We start from the raw sequence: 19,562 nt of genomic DNA, 5'->3' as shown, positions 1-19,562 counted from the left end.
GGCTGGAGGTGTCAGGCGTGGACAGCGATCAGTTCGATAACCGGTTGCTCCCGATGCTCCGCTTGCCACAGATCGTAGTCGGTTTGTACGCCTAGCCACACACGCGCCTTGCCAATGCCAGCACGCTCAAGACGCACAGCCAGATCCGGGCTGATTGGCGCATGTCCGTGTAGTACACGGGAAAGATGTGGGCGCGCGAAGCCCAAGTGTCGGGCCAATTCGGTCACGCTGATGCCAAGCTCGGGCAAAACATCCATCAGCAGTGTTTCGCCGGGGTGTGGCGGGTTGTGCATGGGCATGAGCCTGCCTCCTGTCAGTGAAGGATTTGATCATGGGCTGGAGTGTAAGGCGATACATTACACTCGGTGCGGTAACTATGTACCGCACCTTTTCAGTTATTTTGTGTTTTGGAGGTTGTCAGACCTTCACCTCTTCCACCGGCAAATGCATCCGATCCCGGTTAGCCAGCGTCGGAAACAACTTGATCCACGTCCCGGTCACCACCAGCGTGCCGATTCCACCCATCACCACCGCTGGGACAGTACCGAACCAGTGAGCGGTGACACCGGACTCGAATTCGCCCAACTGATTGGAAGCACCGATGAACAACCCGTTCACCGCGCTGACCCGGCCGCGCATTTCGTCCGGGGTTTCCAGTTGTACGAAGGAGGCGCGGATGACCATGCTGATCATGTCCGCTGCGCCGAGCACCACCAGCACCGCCAGCGAGAACCAGAAAGAGGTCGACAGGCCGAAGGCGATGGTGGCAACGCCGAATACCCCGACCGCGGTGAACATCACTCGGCCAACGTTGCGTTCTACGGCAAATCGGGCGAGGAACAGCGACATCCCCAGTGCGCCGACCGCCGGTGCCGAACGTAGCAGGCCGAGGCCCCATGGCCCGGTCAGCAGGATGTCCTTGGCGAATACCGGCAACAACGCCGTGGCGCCGCCGAGGAGTACCGCAAACAAATCCAGCGAAATAGCACCGAGAATGTCCGGGCGGCTGCGAATGAAGCGAATCCCGGCCAATAACGAATCCAGCGTGGCTTTGCCTTTGTTCAATGGCGTTTGCCGCGCGGGCAGGTTGAGCATCAAGGTGCAGGCAATGACATACAGCAACACGGTCGGGCCATACACCCAGACGCTGCCGAACGCGTAGAGCAAGCCGCCCAGCGCCGGGGCGACGATGGTTGCCGACTGTTGCGCCGATTGTGCCGCTGCTACCGCCCGTGGGAACAGTGCGCTGGGCACAATACTCGGCAGCAGTGCCTGGGTGGTCGGCATCTCGAACGAACGCGCCGCGCCGAGCAGGAAGGCGAGGATGAAGATCATCTCGCGGGTGACGTGATCGGTGGCGCTGCCGATGGCCAGCGCCAGGGCGATCAATGCCTGCAACGACTGACAGATCGCCGCGACTTTGCGCCGGTCGTAACGATCAGCGACATGCCCGGTGTGCAGCATGAACAGCACACGCGGGGCGAATTCGACGAGCCCGACCAGACCCAGATCGAGGACGTTGCCGGTCAATTGGTAGAGGTTCCAGCCAATTGCCACAGTGAGCATCTGAAAGCCGCTGGCGGTGAAGATCCGCGCGAACCAGAAAGCGAGAAACGGACGATGGTGACGTAACAGCAGGGGCTCTTGGCTGGGCATCTGAAGGCAGGTCTGGCTCGAGGGGAACCGCGAGGTTATCACCAGTCTGTAACAGGAAGTTGCTATGACAAAAAATTTAGTTAGCCAGACATCGATTTCCTCCAGCTCGCCGCAAGAAATCCATTGCAGAGCATTGCCACGCCGATGAGGCAACTTGTCACGCGGCAAACGACCACGCAGTTGTTCGTCGGAAATGGGACTACTCTTTCAACGTTGCTTGATCCAGATCAAGACCCTCCCGGGCCATGCTCTGGTGGCCCGTTGGCCAGACTCCCTGCGTTGCGATGGTTGTTAAAAAAGAACGAATCAGAATTCGCCGCACTCCATATCCGTGGGGGCAGTAGGCGCAGGGGCCACAAGCCCCGAAGCCGGTATTACCTGACAGAGGAAGACTTATGTTCGGTTTAGAGGCACTCGATCTCGCCCGAATTCAGTTCGCGTTCACCATTTCGTTCCACATCCTGTTCCCGGCCATCACCATCGGCCTGGCGAGTTACCTCGCGGTGCTCGAAGGCTTGTGGCTGAAAACCCATAACGACACCTACCGTGACCTTTACCATTTCTGGTCGAAGATCTTTGCCGTCAACTTCGGCATGGGCGTGGTCTCGGGGCTCGTCATGGCCTACCAGTTCGGCACCAACTGGAGCCGCTTCTCGGACTTCGCCGGCGCCGTCACCGGGCCGTTGCTGACCTATGAAGTGCTCACGGCATTCTTCCTTGAGGCCGGTTTCCTCGGGGTGATGCTGTTTGGCTGGAATAAGGTCGGACGTGGGCTGCACTTCTTTTCCACCGTCATGGTGGCCATCGGCACGCTGATTTCGACGTTCTGGATTCTCGCGTCCAATAGCTGGATGCAGACTCCGCAGGGCTTCGAGATCGTCAACGGTCAGGTAATCCCCACCGACTGGCTGGCAATCATTTTCAACCCTTCGTTCCCTTATCGTCTGATGCACATGGCAACGGCTGCGTTTGTCGCCACGGCGTTCTTCGTCGGCTCTTCGGCGGCCTGGCACTTGCTGCGCGGCAAGGACAATCCGGCGATCCGCACGATGCTGTCGATGGCGATGTGGATGGCGCTGATCGTCGCGCCGATCCAGGCTGTCATCGGCGACTTCCATGGCCTGAATACGCTCGAGCATCAGCCGGCGAAAATCGCCGCGATCGAAGGTCACTGGGAAAACAAAGGCGACGAAGCGACGCCGCTGATCCTGTTCGGCTGGCCGGACATGAAAGAAGAGAAAACCAAATTCGCCGTGGAGATCCCGTACCTCGGCAGTCTGATCCTCACTCACTCGCTGGACAAACAGGTCCCGGCGCTCAAGGAATTCCCGCCGGAAGACCGGCCGAATTCGACCATCGTGTTCTGGTCGTTCCGGATCATGGTCGGCCTCGGTTTCCTGATGATCTTCACCGGTCTGTGGAGCCTGTGGCTGCGTAAACGCGACACGCTCTACACCTCGCGCCCATTCCTCTATCTGGCATTGTGGATGGGGCCTTCCGGCCTGATCGCGATTCTCGCTGGCTGGTTCACCACCGAAATCGGTCGTCAGCCGTGGGTGGTCTACGGACTGATGCGCACGGCGGATGCGTCTTCAAACCACAGCTTCATGCAGATGAGCATCACCCTGATCATGTTTGTGGTGGTGTATTTCGCCCTGTTCGGCGCAGGTCTCGGTTACATGATGCGCTTGGTGCGCAAAGGGCCGAAGATCAGCGAAGGCGCCGAGACGCCGGACGGTGGTCCAGGCAAGCAGCGTACTCCGGCGCGTCCGTTGTCCGCCGCCGACGATTCGGCCGATGCCGATCACGACACCCCCAGCCTGACCAAGGAGATTTGAGCCATGGGTATTGATCTTCCGCTGATCTGGGCCGTGATCATCATCTTCGGCATCATGATGTACGTGGTCATGGACGGCTTCGATCTGGGCATCGGGATTCTCTTCCCGTTCATCCCGGGCAAAGTCGACCGTGACGTAATGATGAATACGGTCGCGCCGGTCTGGGACGGCAACGAAACCTGGCTGGTACTGGGCGGCGCGGCGTTGTTCGGCGCCTTCCCGCTGGCTTATTCGGTGGTGTTGTCGGCGCTGTACTTGCCGCTGATCTTCATGCTGATCGGATTGATCTTCCGCGGCGTGGCGTTCGAGTTCCGCTTCAAGGCCAAGGACGACAAGCGCCACTTGTGGGACAAAGCCTTTATCGGCGGCTCGGTGGCGGCGACGTTCTTCCAGGGCGTGGCGCTGGGCGCGTTCATCGACGGCTTGCCGGTGGTCAATCGGCAGTTCGCCGGCGGCTCACTGGATTGGCTGACACCGTTCACCCTGTTCTGCGGCGCCGCACTCGTGGTGGCGTATGCCTTGCTCGGCTGCACCTGGCTGATCATGAAAACCGAAGGCAAGTTGCAAGAGCAAATGCACAATCTGGCGAGGCCACTGGCATTCGTGCTGTTGGCGGTGATCGGTGTCGTCAGCCTGTGGACACCGCTGGCACACCCGGAAATCGCTTCGCGCTGGTTCAGCATGCCGAACCTGTTGTGGTTCATGCCGGTGCCGATTCTGGTGTTGGTGACAATGTACGGCCTGATCCGCGCTGTGGCGCGCAATGCCAACTACATGCCGTTCCTGCTGACCCTGGTGCTGATCTTCCTCGGCTACAGCGGTCTGGGCATCAGCCTGTGGCCGAATATCGTGCCGCCGTCGATCTCGATCTGGGACGCCGCCGCACCGCCGCAAAGTCAGGGCTTCATGCTGGTGGGTACGCTGTTCATCATTCCGTTCATCCTGGGTTACACCTTCTGGAGCTACTACGTGTTCCGCGGCAAGGTCACCCATGAGGACGGTTATCACTAAGCGAAACCCTTTGGCAGCGAGCTTGCTCGCGATGGCGTCGGCAACGGCGCCATCGATCTTACTGAGGATCGAAACAATGACCGGCAAACATTCCCTGCACGACATTGAAGAAGCCGAAAAAAAACCGCTGTGGCAGCGGCTCGGCTGGTTGGCCTTGATCTGGGTCGGTAGCGTCGGTGCGCTGTTTATCGCTGCCAGCCTGATGCGCCTGTTCATGAATGCGGCAGGCCTGACCACACACTGAATCATCCCGTCCCGGCGCCTTCGGGTACGGTTTTGCAACCCTCCTCACGGAGGGTTTTTTTTGCCTTGAGGTTTACTTGCGCGCTTTGAGAATGACGAACTTTGGCGTGGCCGCCACTTGCTCGACGCCGCGGAACAGCCGCGCCAGTTTGCTGTGGTAACCCAGATGACGGTTGCCGACGATGTACAGCGCGCCACCCACTACCAGCGCTTCGCGCGCCTGCTGGAACATGCGCCAGGCGAGGAAATCGCCCACCACCTGCTGCTGATGAAACGGCGGATTGCACAGCACCACGTCCAGCGACTGCGCTTCCTGTCCGGCCAGACCGTCGCCGGCTCGCACGATCACTTCGCGGTCGCCCAGCGCTGCGCGCCAGTTTTCGCTAGCCGATTGCACCGCCATGTACGACTCGTCGACCAGCGTGTAGTGCGCATCAGGGTTCTGCAGAGCACTCGCGATTGCCAGTACACCGTTGCCACAGCCCAGATCGGCGACGCGGGCGTTGCCCAGGTTTTTCGGCAGATGCGGCAGGAACGCACGCGTGCCGATATCCAGGCCTTCGCGACAGAACACGTTGGCGTGGTTGAGCAACTCGATCGGTGGCTCGTCGAGGCGATAGCGTGACGGGTAGGGCGAGACGGCCGGGGCTTTTGCTTCAGGCGTGGCGATCAACAAGCGAGCCTTTTTCACCGCCAGCGAGGCTTGCACCGGACCAATGTAGCGTTCAAGCAGATCACCGGCGGCGCGTGGCAGGTGTTTGACCATGGCCGCTGCGACGACTTCAGCGCCGGGCGCGAGTTGCCCCTGTAAACGGATCAGTTGTTCTTCCAGCAGTGCAAGGGTTTTCGGCACGCGGATCAGCACCCGATCAAACGGTCCGACCAATGGCTCGCTGGCGGGGATCCCGCGAACAGCGTCGAATGCCTGACCATTGCGCAGCAGGTTTTTTTCCAACCCCTGGAAACCGAGGAATGAGTCACCGCTGCTACTGACCCTGACCTTGCCTGACAAACTGGCAGCCAAGGCCCCGAAGCTGTCGTTGAGCACCAATACGTGCGTGTCCGCCGCCGGTTGCTGGGCCGCCAGATGGTTGAGCAGGTATTCGTCAGCGGCATCGAAGGCTTGCAGCGGTTCGTTCTGCTGTTCGGGCTGGCGGATCAGGTCGAGTTGKGCAAAGGGCGTATCAAGCAAAGGCATGGGGCGGGAACTCAGGGTAATCAACGGGGTGTTCCACAGCCCTGACATTGTGCTGCGGCACCGACCGAGTGTACTGCAACGCCGAACGTTCACGTCATCACTCAGGAGGGTCGCGAATGGTACGTTTTTTTCTTGGTTATTACCTGCACGTTTTATAGGGGACGCAAGACTGCTTGATTAGATGATGCCGGCTCTGGCGGCCGCGATGACAGCGGAAATCTTGTTGCAGACGTTGAGTTTCTCGATGACGTTCTGCACGTGGTAGTTCACGGTGCGTTCGCTCAGGCTGAGGATTTTCGAAATCTCATAAGCGGTCTTGCCGCCGGCTGATAATTGCAGAACCTCCAGTTCGCGGGGCGACAGGTGCGGTTGGCGGGGCTTGAGAGATTGGGGCGGCAGCGTCCTGGCGAACAGTTCACTCAGGTGACTGGTGGCGTAGAACATATAACCAAAATGTTCATACAACTCCAGAGGACTGATGGGGCAATGCTTGCGCGCCAGGCTGATAATGCTGCACAAACCGCTTTGCTCATGGTGGAACGACTGTGACCAGCCATATTGCAGTCCATATTGCTGCAAACCCTGCCAAAGCTGAGGCTTTTCTGCGAATACCGATTCGCTCCAGACGATGGGCATCATTGAGTGATTGCAGTGTGCTATTAGTGGGTCGATTTTACTGTAATGTTTCTGATCATATTGTGCGTTCCATTCTTTGGGGTAGTTGTTGATTTGCAAGGGATCAAGACGTAGTTCCCGATTGGGTGAAGTAACCGAAATGGCACAAAAATTAAAGCCCAGGTTTTCGGCGAATCTCAACAGAATCGTATAAGCAGCGTCTATATCCCTGGCGAAAGTCAGTTGCTTTAACTGCGACTCCTTCCACGTTTCCATTACAGAGTCTCCATTGGTATTGCTGGGGGGGCGCAAAATGGATCCAAAAGATCCGGCACGCAACGGAGTGTAGGACGTTTCATACAAGGGGTATTAAATTTTTTCGATATTGATGGTGGGAATGTTTTTATAAAAAGTTCTTAGCGAATGACGGCGTTTAGTATTCAGGTCGTCATCCTAACTTTCAGTTTTGCATTTAAGGTTTCTTGATGAGTTGAGTTGCTATTCATGTAGGTGAATAGCTGAATGCCATTACTCATCGTCGGTGTTTAAGGCGACCAATATGCGCGACACTGGCAGCAATCGTTCAATGGAGTGCCTCATGACCGCCAGTGCCGAGAAATACACCACGCAGACATTGCTTGATGTTCAACCCTTGACCCCAAGCCTGTTTACCTTGCGTACCAGTCGGGATGCAGGGTTCCGTTTCCGCGCCGGGCAGTTTGCCAGGCTCGGTGTGGCCAAAGCCGATGGCAGCATTGTGTGGCGTGCCTATTCGATGGTGTCGTCGCCTTTTGACGAGTTTCTCGAGTTCTTTTCCATTGTCGTGCCGGGCGGGGAGTTCACCAGTGAGCTGAGTCGGCTGCAGGTCGGCGACACCTTGCTGGTGGATCGCCAGGCTTTCGGCTACCTGACGCTGGACCGTTTCGTCGACGGTCGCGATCTGTGGCTGTTATCCACAGGCACCGGGGTAGCGCCGTTTCTGTCGATTTTGCAGGACTTCGAAGTCTGGGAAAAATTCGAGCGAATCATTCTGGTGTACAGCGTGCGCGAGGCGCGGGAGTTGGCCTATCAGGCGTTGATTGCCGGACTCACGCAGCGTGAATACCTTAGCGAACATGCGCACAAGTTGCAGTTCATCACGACGGTGACGCGTGAAGCGCATCCTGACGCATTGCACGGGCGCATCACTACCCTGATTGAAAATGGTGAACTGGAGCGCGCCGCGGGTGTGGAGCTGTCGATGGAGCATTCGCGCGTCATGCTGTGCGGCAATCCACAGATGATCGATGACACCCGCGCGCTGCTGAAAAAACGCCACATGAGCCTCAGCCTGACCCGCCGGCCCGGTCAGGTGGCTGTGGAAAATTACTGGTAAACAAACGGCGCCTCGAAGGCGCCGTTGTTTCTATCGTGCACAGCATTCAGGGCCGGGTGTTCTGGGCCTTGAGCAAGTCGCGGATCTCGCCCAGCAACTCTTCTTCCTTGGTCGGAACCGGTGGCAGGGTAGGGGCCACGGCTTCTTCGCGTTTGAGGCGGTTGATCGCTTTGACACCCATGAAAATGGCGAACGCGACGATCACGAAGTCCAGAATGGTCTGCAGGAATTTGCCGTAGGCCATTACCACTGCAGGCGCATTGCCCTCGGCGGCCTTGAGCGTGACGGCCAGATCACTGAAGTCCACCCCACCGATCAACAGGCCGATTGGCGGCATGATGACGTCACCGACAAATGACGAAACAATCTTGCCGAAGGCAGCACCGATGATGATACCAACGGCCATGTCGACCACATTGCCTTTGACCGCGAAGGCCTTGAACTCGCTAAGCACGCCCATAGTTATTTCCTTGTTACAGATGAGTTTGGTGTACGCAGTGTAAATCAGCAAAACGCGTCCTGCGCGAAACACCTTCTTACAATGCCCGTTTTTATCGACACATCAATTGGCGATTAGTTTGCAAAGTGCCATCAATCGCGCGCGAAATATACTGTAACTCGCTGATCGGAAAGCCAATTTTCTCAATCATGGTGTTACGTTCTTTCTATTTATGTTCAACGCCGCAGGCCTCTAGCCTTGGGTTGGCGCATCTGGATGCGCCCCAAAACAACCAGAGGATCCTGATATGAATTCCGCACTTGGACTGGGGGCTTTTCCCCGTCGCCGCACCCTCGGTGTACTCACCGCCAGCCTGTTGACCTTTTCGGTTAACGCCGCGCCCCTGACCCGCGATAACGGTGCCGCCGTCGGCGACAATCAGAACTCGCAGACCGCCGGTGCCAGCGGCCCGGTGCTGCTGCAGGATGTGCAGTTGATTCAGAAGCTGCAGCGCTTCGATCGCGAGCGCATTCCCGAGCGCGTGGTTCACGCCCGAGGCACTGGCGCCCATGGCACGTTCACGGTCACCAACGATCTCAGCGACCTGAGCAAGGCCAAAGTGTTTGCTGCTGGCCAGAGCACACCGGTGTTCGTACGCTTCTCTGCGGTGGTGCACGGTAATCACTCGCCGGAAACCCTGCGTGATCCACGAGGTTTCGCCACCAAGTTCTACACGGCCGACGGCAACTGGGACCTGGTCGGCAACAATTTTCCGACCTTTTTCATCCGTGACGCGATCAAGTTTCCGGACATGGTGCATGCCTTCAAACCGGACCCTCGGACTAACCTAGATGACGATTCTCGCCGATTCGACTTCTTCTCCCATGTACCGGAAGCCACCCGTACCCTGACCGAGTTGTATTCGAACTCGGGAACGCCGGCCAGTTATCGAGAAATGGACGGTAATGGTGTTCATGCTTACAAGTTGATTAACGCCAAGGGTGAAGTCCACTACGTCAAGTTTCACTGGAAGAGCTTGCAGGGACTTAATAACCTCACGCCAAAACAAGTCGCGAACGTCCAGGGTCAAGACTACAGTCATATGACCAATGACCTGGTGAGCAACATTAATAAAGGTAACTTCCCGAAATGGGACTTGTACATTCAAGTGCTGAAACCACAAGATTTGTCCAAGTTTGAATTTGATCCATTAGACGCTACCAAGATCTGGCCAGGTATTCCTGAGCGAAAAGTTGGACAAATGGTGTTGAACCGTAATCCGGCGAATGTCTTCCAGGAAACCGAACAAGTGGCCATGGCGCCAGCCAATGTAGTTCCAGGTATCGAACCTTCCGAAGACCGTTTGTTACAAGGTCGAGTGTTCTCCTATGCCGATACGCAAATGTATCGCCTGGGTGCCAATGCCCTGCAATTGCCGATCAATGCGCCGAAAGTTGCCGTGAACAATGGCAATCAGGATGGCGCAATGAACTTCGGTGCCAGCAACAGCGGTGTGAACTACCAGCCAAGCCGACTGCAACCCCGTGACGAGACGCCAAGCGCGCGTTACAGCCAATCGGCGCTATCGGGCAGCACCCAGCAGGCGAAAATCCAGCGTGAGCAGAACTTCAAGCAGGCCGGCGATCTGTATCGCTCGTTCAGCAAGCAAGAACGCCGGGACTTGATCGACAGCTTCGGCGGCTCGCTGGCAACCACCGATGACGAGAGCAAGCACATCATCCTGTCCTTCCTTTATAAGGCCGATCCGGAATATGGCACTGGCGTCACTGAAGTGGCCAAAGGCGACCTGAGCCGGGTCAAGGCGCTGGCAGCGAAACTGGTCGACTGATACCGATGCAGCGCACGCGGGGCCTGAGTCAGGCCCCGTTCCGTTAAAGGAGAATGCTGATGCGAAGCTGTCTTTTACTCTTGGCCGGTTGCCTGTCGTTCGCGGCATGGGCGGCACCGGTCGAGCAGAGTCCCGAGGCAATCCAGGCGCAACTGCGCGACTATTACTTCGATGCGGCCCGACGCGGTGATGTGCCGATGCTCGACACGTTCATCGAGTCCGGGTATTCCCTCGACACCCGCGACAGCAAGGGTTACACCGCGCTGATTCTGGCGGCCTATCACGGTCAGGCTCCGGCCGTGGAGCGCTTACTTGCAGCCGGTGCCGATGCCTGTGCCCAGGATCAACGTGGCAACACCGCGCTGATGGGGGCGATTTTCAAAGGTGAAGTACAGATCGCCCGACGCTTGATGGCCACCGATTGCAGCCCCGATCAGCGCAATGGCGCCGGGCAGACGGCAGCCATGTACGCCGGATTGTTCAAGCGCCTGGAATTGCTTGATGCGCTGAAAGCCAAGGGCGCGGACCTGAATGCCGAAGATCCGTTGGGTAATAGCGCCGCGCGTCTGGCCAGTGGCGAAATCCGTAGTGCGGCGCCGCGCTGATCGGCGGTACGTGCGTTATCATCGCGGTTTTTGTCGGGGGTTCTGATGGCCAAGGCCAAGCGCATGTACGGTTGCACCGAGTGCGGCGCAACCTTTCCCAAGTGGGCGGGCCAGTGCGGCGAGTGCGGCGCCTGGAACACCCTGACCGAGACCATGATCGAAAGCGGCGGCGCCACGGCACCGACCGGCCGCACCGGCTGGGCCGGGCAGCAGGCGCAGATCAAGACCCTGGCCGAAGTCAGCATCGAAGAAATTCCGCGCTTTTCCACAGCGTCGGGTGAGCTGGACCGGGTCCTCGGTGGCGGTCTGGTCGACGGCTCTGTGGTGCTGATCGGCGGTGATCCGGGTATCGGCAAATCGACCATTCTGTTGCAGACCTTGTGCAACCTGGCCAAAAGCATGCCGGCTCTCTACGTCACCGGCGAAGAATCCCAACAGCAAGTGGCCATGCGTGCCCGGCGCCTCGGCTTACCGCAGGATCAACTGCGGGTAATGACCGAAACCTGCATCGAAACCATCATCGCCACCGCCCGTCAGGAAAAGCCCAAGGTGATGGTGATCGACTCGATCCAGACGATCTTCACCGAACAGCTGCAATCGGCCCCCGGCGGTGTTTCCCAGGTACGTGAGAGCGCGGCGCTGCTGGTGCGTTATGCAAAACAGAGCGGCACGGCGATTTTTCTCGTCGGCCACGTGACCAAGGAGGGCGCGCTGGCCGGTCCTCGCGTCTTGGAGCACATGGTAGACACTGTGCTGTATTTCGAAGGCGAGTCCGATGGGCGTTTGCGTTTGCTGCGTGCGGTGAAAAACCGTTTCGGTGCGGTCAACGAACTCGGTGTGTTCGGCATGACCGACAAGGGGTTGAAAGAAGTCTCCAACCCTTCGGCGATTTTTCTCACTCGTGCGCAGGAAGAAGTCCCCGGCAGCGTGGTCATGGCCACGTGGGAAGGCACGCGGCCGATGCTGGTGGAAGTGCAGGCGCTGGTTGATGACAGCCATCTGGCCAATCCGCGTCGGGTGACGCTGGGGCTGGATCAAAACCGTTTGGCGATGTTGCTCGCAGTTTTGCATCGCCATGGCGGCATTCCGACCCATGATCAGGACGTGTTCCTTAACGTGGTCGGTGGGGTAAAGGTGTTGGAGACAGCATCGGATCTGGCGTTGATGGCGGCGGTCATGTCGAGCTTGCGCAACCGGCCGTTGCCGCATGATCTGCTGGTGTTCGGTGAGGTCGGGTTGTCGGGTGAAGTGCGCCCGGTGCCGAGTGGGCAGGAGCGTCTGAAGGAGGCGGCCAAGCATGGCTTCAAGCGGGCGATCGTGCCGAAGGGCAATGCGCCGAAGGAATCGCCTCCGGGTTTGCAGATCATCGCCGTGACCCGCCTCGAACAGGCCCTCGACGCATTGTTTGAGTGAACTCCGAACCTGTGGGAGCGAGCCTGCTCGCGAAGGGGTCGTGTCAGTCGGCAGCATTGCTCAATGACACACCGTCTTCGCGAGCACGCTCGCTCCCACAGGGGATTTGCAGTGATGGCTAGATTTCGATCAAGGCACCCAGTTCGCGTTCCAGCTCCTGCGGGTCACCCAGGTTGAACTCAATCAAGCGCCGCAGGCGTTCGATGGACTCCAGGCTGATGTGCTTGCAGACGAAGCCGAGCTGGCCATGGTCGTCGTGGGTCAGTTGCACCTCCATCTTGATGCCGACCTCATCGTTGAGATGAATATCGACCAGAAAATGCCGCTCCCGATCACCTAGCCACGGCTCGGGTTTATCGATCAACAGACCCTTGAGCGACAGATCAATCAATTTGACCGGCCAGATGTACTCGCCCTGACTCAATTCAGTCTTGGCATCGAACGCGATACGTTTGAAGCGGCGACGCTCAGCTGGGTGCTCGCTCATGGCGCAATCCTCATGAAGGTTCGCTGACTATAGACCGCGAATGCGGGCGCCAGCCAATCGCTAAAGCGTCTAGACCAACGTCGGGGTATGGCCTTTGGCGCCGTAAGCGCTAAACTCGGGGTGGCTGTCTTTCTTGTCCACCCTGGCTGGAATAATAAAATGAAAAATAATAATAGCCTGCTACGCCACTTACCCTGGCTAGTGCTGGCAATCGTAGGAGCGTGCGCCCTTGGCGTAGTGGCATTGCGCCGCGGCGAGGCAATCAACGCCTTGTGGATCGTGGTCGCCGCTGTGGCCATTTATCTGGTTGCGTACCGTTACTACAGTCTGTTCATCGCCAACAATGTGATGCAACTGGACCCGCGTCGGGCAACCCCCGCCGTGCTCAACAACGACGGTCTGGACTATGTGCCGACCAACAAACACATTCTTTTCGGTCACCACTTCGCCGCGATCGCGGGCGCCGGACCTTTGGTCGGCCCGGTGCTGGCCGCGCAGATGGGCTACTTGCCCGGCACGCTTTGGCTGATTGCCGGTGTGGTGCTGGCGGGCGCGGTGCAGGACTTCATGGTGCTGTTCATGTCGACCCGGCGCAACGGCCGTTCCCTGGGCGACATGGTGCGTGAAGAAATGGGCCGCGTGCCCGGCACCATCGCCCTGTTCGGCTGCTTCCTGATCATGATCATCATCCTCGCAGTGCTGGCGCTGATCGTGGTTAAAGCATTGGCCGAGAGCCCGTGGGGCATCTTCACCGTAATGGCGACCATTCCGATCGCGATGTTCATGGGCATTTACATGCGCTACATCCGCCCGGGCCGCATCGGCGAAATCTCCGTGGTCGGCGTGTTGCTGCTGCTCGGGTCGATCTGGCTCGGTGGTCAGATCGCCGCTGATCCGGTGTGGGCCAAGGCCTTCACCTTCACCGGCGTGCAGATTACCTGGATGCTGGTCGGTTACGGTTTCGTCGCTGCATCGCTGCCGGTTTGGCTGATTCTGGCACCGCGCGACTATCTGTCGACGTTCCTGAAAATCGGCACCATCGTCGCCCTGGCGATCGGTATTCTGATCACCATGCCCGAGCTGAAAATGCCGGCGCTGACCCAGTTCGTCGACGGCACTGGCCCGGTGTGGAAGGGCGGTCTGTTCCCGTTCCTGTTCATCACCATCGCCTGCGGCGCGGTATCCGGTTTCCACGCACTGATCTCTTCGGGCACCACGCCGAAGCTGCTGGATAACGAAACCAACGCTCGCTACATCGGCTACGGCGGCATGTTGATGGAATCGTTCGTGGCGATCATGGCCATGGTTGCCGCGTCGGTGATCGAGCCTGGCGTGTACTTCGCCATGAACAGCCCGGCTGCTGTGGTCGGCAGTGATGTCGCATCGGTTGCGCAAGTGGTTTCCAGCTGGGGCTTCGCGATCACGCCGGAAGCGCTGCAAGCCGTGGCGCATGACATTGGTGAAACCACCATTCTGGCCCGTGCCGGCGGTGCGCCGACCCTGGCGGTCGGTATCGCGCAGATCCTGCACAGTGTCCTGCCGGGTGAAAACACCATGGCGTTCTGGTACCACTTCGCGATTCTGTTCGAAGCGCTGTTCATCCTGACGGCTGTGGACGCCGGCACCCGTGCCGGGCGCTTCATGCTGCAGGATCTGCTCGGTTCTTTCGTGCCGGCGCTGAGACGCACCGAGTCGTGGACTGCCAACCTGATCGCCACCGCCGGTTGTGTGGCGATGTGGGGCTGGTTGCTGTACCAAGGCGTGATCGATCCGTTGGGCGGCATCAATACCTTGTGGCCATTGTTCGGTATCTCCAACCAGATGCTGGCCGGTATCGCGCTGATGCTCGGCACCGTGGTGCTGATCAAGATGAAGCGTCAGCGCTACATCTGGGTCACCCTGCTGCCAGCCACCTGGCTGTTGATCTGCACCACGACCGCTGGCTTCATCAAACTGTTCGATGCCAACCCGGCGATCGGTTTCCTGTCGCTGGCCAAGAAATACAGCGATGCGCTGGCCAATGGTCAGGTGCTGGCACCGGCAAAAAGCGTCGAGCAGATGCAGCACGTGATCTTCAACGCTTATACCAACGCAACGCTTACCGCGCTGTTCCTGTTCGTGGTCTTCAGCATCCTGTTCTATGCGCTGAAGGTCGGCATCGCCGCCTGGGGCAAGAAAGAGCGTACGGATAAAGAATCGCCATTCCAGGCCCTGCCGGATGCGTAACCAGAGGATTGCACCATGTTCAATGACCTGAGTCGCCTCGGTAAATACCTCGGTCAGGCCGCGCGTCTGATGGTCGGCATGCCCGACTACGACACCTACGTCGAGCATATGCAAACCAAGCACCCGGACAAACCGGTGATGAGCTACGAGATGTTCTTTCGCGAACGTCAGGAGGCGCGTTACGGTGGCAAGGGTGGGCCGAAGTGCTGTTGAGCTGACAGCGCAAGGTTGAGGTAATCCCTGTGGGAGCGAGCCTGCTCGCGAATACGGAATGTCAGTTGATGAATAATTTGACTGGCACACCGCTTTCGCGAGCAAGCTCGCTCCCACATTTGTTTTTGTGTTGTTCATTCATTTGAAGGAGATCGAGTTTTGTCCTCTCCCATCCCGGTCACGGTACTCAGCGGTTTCCTCGGCGCCGGTAAGACCACCTTGCTGCGCCATATCCTCAAAGCCGAGCACGGCCTGAAAATCGCCGTGATCGAAAACGAATTCAGCGACGCTGGCATCGACACTCAGTTGCTCGGTGATGAGCCGGTGCAAGTCATGACCCTGGCCAACGGCTGCGTGTGCTGCACCATTCACACAGACCTGACCAAAGCGCTGTACCTGCTGCTTGAACGGCTGGACAGCGGTGAGATCGCGTTCGATCGTCTGGTCATCGAGTGCACCGGCCTGGCCGATCCGGCACCCGTGGCGCAGACCTTTTTCATCGATGAGGAATTGCGCGAGCGCTACCTGCTCGACGGCATCATCACCCTGGTCGATGCCGCCCACGCCGACGTACACCTGACCCAGACCATCGCCCAGGCGCAGATCGGTTTTGCCGACCGCTTGTTGGTGAGCAAGACCGATCTGGTCGACGAAGCCACGTTCAACGCGCTGAGCGAACGGCTGACACGGATCAACCGCCGGGCGCCGATTCGTGTAGTCGAGCACGGCACCATTGATCTGGCAGAACTTCTTGATGTGCGCGGCTTCAACCTCAACGCCGATCTCGGCGGCGGATTGAGCCTGCGTCCGGTGAGCAAGGCGCCGTCAATTGATCGTATTTCGAGTCTGGTATTGCGCACCGATCAGCCGCTGGATATCGATCAGCTCAGCGAGTTCATGAATGAATTGCTCGAAGAGCACGGTAAGCAATTGTTGCGTTACAAAGGTGTGCTGAACATCGCGGGTGAGGATCGGCGCCTGGTGTTTCAGGGGGTGTTGAAGCTTTATGGTTTTGACTGGGATACCGAATGGGCCGAGGGTGAGGCGCGGGAAAGTGTGATTGTGTTTATTGCCGATGATTTGCCGGAAGAGAAGATTCGGGCGGGGTTTGCCAGAGTGGCTTCTGCCTGATGGGCTTTCGGTGCCCGTAATGACGCCATCGCGAGCAGGCTCACTCCTACAGGGGAACGCATTTCAAATGTAGGAGTGAGCCTGCTCGCGATAGCTATCTAACCGACAGCACAATGCTCAAGGTCTGAACCGAGCAGTGTCTGTTCAAGAAGATTCAAATGCCGATTCATCAGCATCCCGGCCTTGGAAGCATCGCCTCGCTCTACTGCTTCCACCAACGCCAAATGCTCCTTCCAAGCGCAACAGCTATGCGTCTGGCCCTCACTTCGCGCAATCGCCAGTGACGTCAGCGGCACCAGACTGCCAAGAAAATGCGCCAGTGGTGCATTCCCCGCCATTTGTGCTAATTGCAGATGAAACTCCCCGGACAAGCGAATCGCCGCACCCCGCCGATCCTGCTCGACCGCTTGACGTTCGCGCTCGATCAGCGTGCGAAGGTGCTTCAAATCGTCTGCCTGCGGACGCTGACAGGCCAGACGCACCAGCGTGCTCTCGGTCAGCCGCCGCGCATGCAGGGCCTGCCGCGTTTGTTCCCGATCAGGTGCCGCCACCCGCGGCCGGTGATTGGCGCGCAAGACAATGACGTGCTCATGGGACAGTTGGGTCAGCACCCGGCGCACGTCGGCGCGACTGGCGCCGAACATCTCTTTCAAACTGTCCTCGGTAAAACGGCTGGCCGAATCGATGCGCTGTTCCAGAATCGCATCGAACAGCCGCGGATACAGATCCTCCACCGATGCGCGCAGGCGGGAGAAGGGCAGGGGGGCAGCAGTCGATCGGGTTGGCGACGGTGAGGCGAAACTGTTCATGACCGGTCTCCCATTGGATCAGCGACTCAAGTTGTCTTCCGGAATATTCAGCTCAATGCCCATGCGCTGGCCTTCGCGCAGAATATGCCGACGCATTTCGGCGCTGGCCTGGGCGCTGTTCTTGCTGCGGATCGCGCGGACTACGGCTTCGTTTTCTTCGAGGCGTTCCGCCAGATGTTCAGGGGAATTGCGCAGCACCTCGGCACTCTGCTTGAGTGCGTTGCTGGTTTGCTGCACCACACTCTGGAAGATCGGATTCGAGGTCAGGGTGAACAGCTCTTCGTGGAAGGCGATGTAGGCGCTGACCCCGGCCTCACTGTCGCCGGCTTCGAGGGCTTCGCGCATGTCCATCAGGGTCAGGCGCAACTGGCCGACTTCCTTGCTGCTGATCGATTGTGCGACCAGACCGACAATGAACGGCTCAAGGGTGTAGCGCAGTTGCAGCACGTCTTCGAGGCTGGCACCGGCGACTGCACTGTCATGGCTTTGGCTGTCGCTGAGTTGCGCGTCGAGTACGACTACGCCTTTGCCTGGCATCGAGCGTACGAGGCCAAGGGTTTCCAGAACGATCACCGCTTCGCGCAGGCTCGGGCGGCTGATGCCCAGTTGTTCGGCCAGTTCGCGCTGACCCGGCAGCATGTCGCCGGAGCGCCACTGGCCGCTGGCCAATGCGGCGCGGAGTTTTTCTACGACTGAGTTGACGACGGTTGATGTGGTAATCACTTGTCTTGCTCCATGTGCCTGCGAGGCCGCCGCAAATTCGATCAAAAAATCGCCGCTTGCGGCAGCGCCTGCAGGGTTGAAATCAGAACTCCTGCTGGTGCGCCGGAGTTGCTGCTTTACGCGGCTGAAAGGTGTAGCCCTGCTGACCGCTCAGTACTTTGTTGGCTCGCTGTACATCAATGTCTTTTTCCCAACGGGCGATCGCCACCGTGGCGACGCAGTTGCCGATGAGATTGGTGAGTGCCCGGCCGATGCCCATGAACCAGTCCACCGCCAACACCAACACCAGACCGACCACCGGAATAGCCGGGATCGCGGTCAGCGTCGCTGCGAGAATCACCAGTGCCGAACCGGGAATCCCGTGGGCTCCTTTCGAGGTGATCAGCGACACCAGCAGAATCGTCAGCAAGTCAGTCATCGCCAATGGTGTGCCGGTGGCGTTGGCAATGAATACGATGGCCAAAGTCAGGTAGATCGAGAAACCGTCGAGGTTGAACGAGTAGCCGGTCGGAATCACCAGACCCACGGTCGAGCTGCCAATGCCGAGGTGTTCGAGTTTGCGCATGATCTGTGGCAGCACGGCGTCGGACGATGCCGTGCCCATGACGATCAGCAGTTCTTCACGCAGATACTTCAACAGCGGCCACATGCGCAGGCCGGAAGCACGCATCACCAGACCGAGAATCACGCTGACGAATGCGATGCAGGTCAGGTAGAACAAGCCGACCAGACTGCCCAGGTGCTGCAGCGAATCGAGGCCGTATTTGCTGGTGGTGAAGGCTATGGCGCCGAACACGCCGATCGGTGCCAGACGCACGATCATGCCCATGATGCGGAAGATCACATGGCTCAGTTCGTTGATCAGTCGGGAGATCCCGGAGGCCGCTTCACCGACCAGATTCAACGCGCTGCCAAACAGCACCGAAAACAGCAGCACTTGCAGGATATTGTTGTCGGCGAAGGCGCCGATCACCGAGGTTGGGATCAGGTCCATGAGGAACTGCGTGGTGGTGTGCATGTGCTGGCCGCGTTCGGCGATATCGCCCATATCGGCGGCGGACAATTGCTCGAGATGGATATTCGCGCCGCTGCCGATGCCGGTGCTGAAGGCGAAAACCAGGCCGATCACCAGCGCGATGGTGGTCAGGACTTCGAAGTAGATCACCGATTTGAGGCCGATGCGCCCGACCTTCTTCAGATCGCCGGCACCGCTGATGCCGCTGACCACCACGCAGAACACGATCAGGCCGATGAGCATCTTGATCAGTTTGATGAAGCCGTCGCCGAGCGGTTTGAGCTGGGCCGAGTATTCAGGAAGGGTCAGCCCGCAGACGATGCCGAGCATCAGTCCGAGAACCACTTGGAGGAAGATTGAACGCGAGCACCATCTGAGCATGGGAGGAATCCTGGTCGGTGTCCTGGCTGCCGTGCGCTTGAACGCATCAGATTCAGGACTTAATTATTGTGGTCTTACCGGTATGTCCAGTGCGGGTGCAGTCTACGCTCGGTTTTTTCGCGATGACAAGTGAAAATATCAAAATTGGCATGACCGGTCTGACCAGTGGCCAAAACCACGTGTAGGAGCTGCCGAAGGCTGCGATCTTTTGATCTTGTTTTTAAGATCCAGATCAAAGGATCGCAGCCTTCGGCAGCTCCTACACGGGAAATCAGGGGCGAAAAAAAACCGGCCAATCACTTGGCCGGTTTTTCATGCTGCGGGTTTAACGTCGC

Annotated in this window: 19 protein-coding genes; 10 read left to right on the top strand and 9 right to left on the bottom strand. The window is 58.5% G+C overall.

Annotated features, from left to right (window positions below):
• Positions 1-11: 11 nt before the first annotated feature.
• Together AC1DVF_RS07905 and AC1DVF_RS07900 are read right to left on the bottom strand one after the other, a co-directional pair.
• Positions 12-299, bottom strand: a complete 288-nt coding sequence (locus tag AC1DVF_RS07905; RefSeq protein WP_095048728.1) for a HigA family addiction module antitoxin — start codon at positions 297-299, stop codon at positions 12-14.
• A gap of 118 nt (positions 300-417) precedes the next feature.
• Positions 418-1,656: an MFS transporter gene (locus AC1DVF_RS07900; protein WP_186623985.1), complete on the bottom strand. Its 1,239-nt coding sequence runs from the start codon at positions 1,654-1,656 to the stop codon at positions 418-420.
• Positions 1,657-2,051: 395 nt separating this feature from the next.
• Between AC1DVF_RS07900 and AC1DVF_RS07895 the strand changes: the two genes are divergently transcribed.
• The 3 genes from AC1DVF_RS07895 to AC1DVF_RS07885 all read left to right on the top strand — a co-directional run bounded on the left by AC1DVF_RS07895 (position 2,052) and on the right by AC1DVF_RS07885 (position 4,749).
• Complete coding sequence (locus tag AC1DVF_RS07895; RefSeq protein ID WP_477782286.1) at positions 2,052-3,494, top strand: cytochrome ubiquinol oxidase subunit I; 1,443 nt, start codon at positions 2,052-2,054, stop codon at positions 3,492-3,494.
• 3 nt (positions 3,495-3,497) lie between these two features.
• A complete protein-coding gene (cydB, locus tag AC1DVF_RS07890; protein WP_460089022.1) occupies positions 3,498-4,505 on the top strand; it encodes a cytochrome d ubiquinol oxidase subunit II in 1,008 nt (335 codons plus the stop codon).
• Between the two features lie 76 nt (positions 4,506-4,581).
• Positions 4,582-4,749, top strand: a complete 168-nt coding sequence (locus AC1DVF_RS07885) for a DUF2474 domain-containing protein (RefSeq protein ID WP_194934856.1) — start codon at positions 4,582-4,584, stop codon at positions 4,747-4,749.
• A gap of 72 nt (positions 4,750-4,821) precedes the next feature.
• Here the strand turns inward: AC1DVF_RS07885 and AC1DVF_RS07880 are convergent, their stop codons facing one another.
• Together AC1DVF_RS07880 and AC1DVF_RS07875 are read right to left on the bottom strand one after the other, a co-directional pair.
• Positions 4,822-5,946 carry a methyltransferase gene (locus AC1DVF_RS07880; RefSeq protein WP_093434742.1) on the bottom strand — a complete coding sequence of 375 codons (1,125 nt, stop codon included), beginning with the start codon at positions 5,944-5,946 and terminating at the stop codon, positions 4,822-4,824.
• Positions 5,947-6,123: 177 nt separating this feature from the next.
• Positions 6,124-6,837: an autoinducer binding domain-containing protein gene (locus tag AC1DVF_RS07875; protein WP_460096983.1), complete on the bottom strand. Its 714-nt coding sequence runs from the start codon at positions 6,835-6,837 to the stop codon at positions 6,124-6,126.
• 322 nt (positions 6,838-7,159) lie between these two features.
• Here AC1DVF_RS07875 and AC1DVF_RS07870 point away from each other — a divergent pair, with 322 nt between their 5' ends.
• A complete protein-coding gene (locus AC1DVF_RS07870; protein ID WP_460130224.1) occupies positions 7,160-7,936 on the top strand; it encodes a ferredoxin--NADP reductase in 777 nt (258 codons plus the stop codon).
• A 46-nt stretch (positions 7,937-7,982) separates the two neighbouring features.
• On the opposite strand, the gene mscL is transcribed toward AC1DVF_RS07870, so the two are convergent.
• Entirely contained in the window at positions 7,983-8,396 is a 414-nt protein-coding gene (mscL, locus tag AC1DVF_RS07865; RefSeq protein ID WP_093434751.1) for a large-conductance mechanosensitive channel protein MscL, read from the bottom strand.
• Between the two features lie 286 nt (positions 8,397-8,682).
• Between mscL and katB the strand changes: the two genes are divergently transcribed.
• The 3 genes from katB to radA are packed head-to-tail and all read left to right on the top strand — an operon-like array spanning position 8,683 to position 12,242.
• Positions 8,683-10,224, top strand: coding sequence for a catalase KatB (gene katB, locus AC1DVF_RS07860; RefSeq protein WP_093434754.1), 1,542 nt, complete (start codon positions 8,683-8,685; stop codon positions 10,222-10,224).
• Positions 10,225-10,283: 59 nt separating this feature from the next.
• Entirely contained in the window at positions 10,284-10,829 is a 546-nt protein-coding gene (locus AC1DVF_RS07855; RefSeq protein WP_460130220.1) for an ankyrin repeat domain-containing protein, read from the top strand.
• Positions 10,830-10,874: 45 nt separating this feature from the next.
• On the top strand, positions 10,875-12,242 hold the full coding sequence (gene radA / locus AC1DVF_RS07850; RefSeq protein WP_007909773.1) for a DNA repair protein RadA: 1,368 nt from the start codon (positions 10,875-10,877) through the stop codon (positions 12,240-12,242).
• Positions 12,243-12,360: 118 nt separating this feature from the next.
• On the opposite strand, the gene AC1DVF_RS07845 is transcribed toward radA, so the two are convergent.
• Positions 12,361-12,729: a PilZ domain-containing protein gene (locus AC1DVF_RS07845; protein ID WP_093434760.1), complete on the bottom strand. Its 369-nt coding sequence runs from the start codon at positions 12,727-12,729 to the stop codon at positions 12,361-12,363.
• Between the two features lie 159 nt (positions 12,730-12,888).
• Here AC1DVF_RS07845 and AC1DVF_RS07840 point away from each other — a divergent pair, with 159 nt between their 5' ends.
• The 3 genes from AC1DVF_RS07840 to yjiA all read left to right on the top strand — a co-directional run bounded on the left by AC1DVF_RS07840 (position 12,889) and on the right by yjiA (position 16,299).
• Complete coding sequence (locus tag AC1DVF_RS07840) at positions 12,889-14,955, top strand: carbon starvation CstA family protein (RefSeq protein WP_093434763.1); 2,067 nt, start codon at positions 12,889-12,891, stop codon at positions 14,953-14,955.
• 15 nt (positions 14,956-14,970) lie between these two features.
• A complete protein-coding gene (locus tag AC1DVF_RS07835; RefSeq protein WP_003228401.1) occupies positions 14,971-15,168 on the top strand; it encodes a YbdD/YjiX family protein in 198 nt (65 codons plus the stop codon).
• A 159-nt stretch (positions 15,169-15,327) separates the two neighbouring features.
• Positions 15,328-16,299 (top strand): GTPase, encoded by a 972-nt coding sequence (gene yjiA, locus AC1DVF_RS07830; protein WP_186623973.1) that lies wholly within the window; start codon positions 15,328-15,330, stop codon positions 16,297-16,299.
• 98 nt (positions 16,300-16,397) lie between these two features.
• On the opposite strand, the gene AC1DVF_RS07825 is transcribed toward yjiA, so the two are convergent.
• The 3 genes from AC1DVF_RS07825 to AC1DVF_RS07815 form a co-directional block, all read right to left on the bottom strand.
• Positions 16,398-17,108, bottom strand: a complete 711-nt coding sequence (locus AC1DVF_RS07825) for a GntR family transcriptional regulator (RefSeq protein ID WP_460089019.1) — start codon at positions 17,106-17,108, stop codon at positions 16,398-16,400.
• A gap of 18 nt (positions 17,109-17,126) precedes the next feature.
• Complete coding sequence (locus AC1DVF_RS07820; protein ID WP_460130218.1) at positions 17,127-17,831, bottom strand: FadR/GntR family transcriptional regulator; 705 nt, start codon at positions 17,829-17,831, stop codon at positions 17,127-17,129.
• Between the two features lie 82 nt (positions 17,832-17,913).
• Positions 17,914-19,227: a C4-dicarboxylate transporter DctA gene (locus tag AC1DVF_RS07815; RefSeq protein WP_064118745.1), complete on the bottom strand. Its 1,314-nt coding sequence runs from the start codon at positions 19,225-19,227 to the stop codon at positions 17,914-17,916.
• Between the last annotated feature and the right edge of the window lie 335 nt (positions 19,228-19,562).

It is taken from the genome of Pseudomonas sp. P4_D7 (assembly GCF_056401755.1).
The sequence above is the reverse complement of the archived record's forward strand: the minus strand, read 5'-3'. Positions and strand labels throughout refer to the sequence as shown.

What these genes read in the sequence shown, in the direction of transcription:
- katB (WP_093434754.1), top strand. Translation starts at nt 8,683, where the DNA reads ATGAATTCCGCACTTGGACTGGGGGCTTTTCCCCGTCGCCGCACCCTC.
- AC1DVF_RS07870 (WP_460130224.1), top strand. Translation starts at nt 7,160, where the DNA reads ATGACCGCCAGTGCCGAGAAATACACCACGCAGACATTGCTTGATGTT.
- AC1DVF_RS07895 (WP_477782286.1), top strand. Translation starts at nt 2,052, where the DNA reads ATGTTCGGTTTAGAGGCACTCGATCTCGCCCGAATTCAGTTCGCGTTC.
- AC1DVF_RS07835 (WP_003228401.1), top strand. Translation starts at nt 14,971, where the DNA reads ATGTTCAATGACCTGAGTCGCCTCGGTAAATACCTCGGTCAGGCCGCG.
- AC1DVF_RS07815 (WP_064118745.1), bottom strand. Translation starts at nt 19,227, where the DNA reads ATGCTCAGATGGTGCTCGCGTTCAATCTTCCTCCAAGTGGTTCTCGGA.
- AC1DVF_RS07885 (WP_194934856.1), top strand. Translation starts at nt 4,582, where the DNA reads ATGACCGGCAAACATTCCCTGCACGACATTGAAGAAGCCGAAAAAAAA.
- radA (WP_007909773.1), top strand. Translation starts at nt 10,875, where the DNA reads ATGGCCAAGGCCAAGCGCATGTACGGTTGCACCGAGTGCGGCGCAACC.
- AC1DVF_RS07825 (WP_460089019.1), bottom strand. Translation starts at nt 17,108, where the DNA reads ATGAACAGTTTCGCCTCACCGTCGCCAACCCGATCGACTGCTGCCCCC.
- AC1DVF_RS07840 (WP_093434763.1), top strand. Translation starts at nt 12,889, where the DNA reads ATGAAAAATAATAATAGCCTGCTACGCCACTTACCCTGGCTAGTGCTG.
- AC1DVF_RS07900 (WP_186623985.1), bottom strand. Translation starts at nt 1,656, where the DNA reads ATGCCCAGCCAAGAGCCCCTGCTGTTACGTCACCATCGTCCGTTTCTC.
- cydB (WP_460089022.1), top strand. Translation starts at nt 3,498, where the DNA reads ATGGGTATTGATCTTCCGCTGATCTGGGCCGTGATCATCATCTTCGGC.
- AC1DVF_RS07845 (WP_093434760.1), bottom strand. Translation starts at nt 12,729, where the DNA reads ATGAGCGAGCACCCAGCTGAGCGTCGCCGCTTCAAACGTATCGCGTTC.
- AC1DVF_RS07905 (WP_095048728.1), bottom strand. Translation starts at nt 299, where the DNA reads ATGCCCATGCACAACCCGCCACACCCCGGCGAAACACTGCTGATGGAT.
- AC1DVF_RS07875 (WP_460096983.1), bottom strand. Translation starts at nt 6,837, where the DNA reads ATGGAAACGTGGAAGGAGTCGCAGTTAAAGCAACTGACTTTCGCCAGG.
- AC1DVF_RS07855 (WP_460130220.1), top strand. Translation starts at nt 10,284, where the DNA reads ATGCGAAGCTGTCTTTTACTCTTGGCCGGTTGCCTGTCGTTCGCGGCA.
- mscL (WP_093434751.1), bottom strand. Translation starts at nt 8,396, where the DNA reads ATGGGCGTGCTTAGCGAGTTCAAGGCCTTCGCGGTCAAAGGCAATGTG.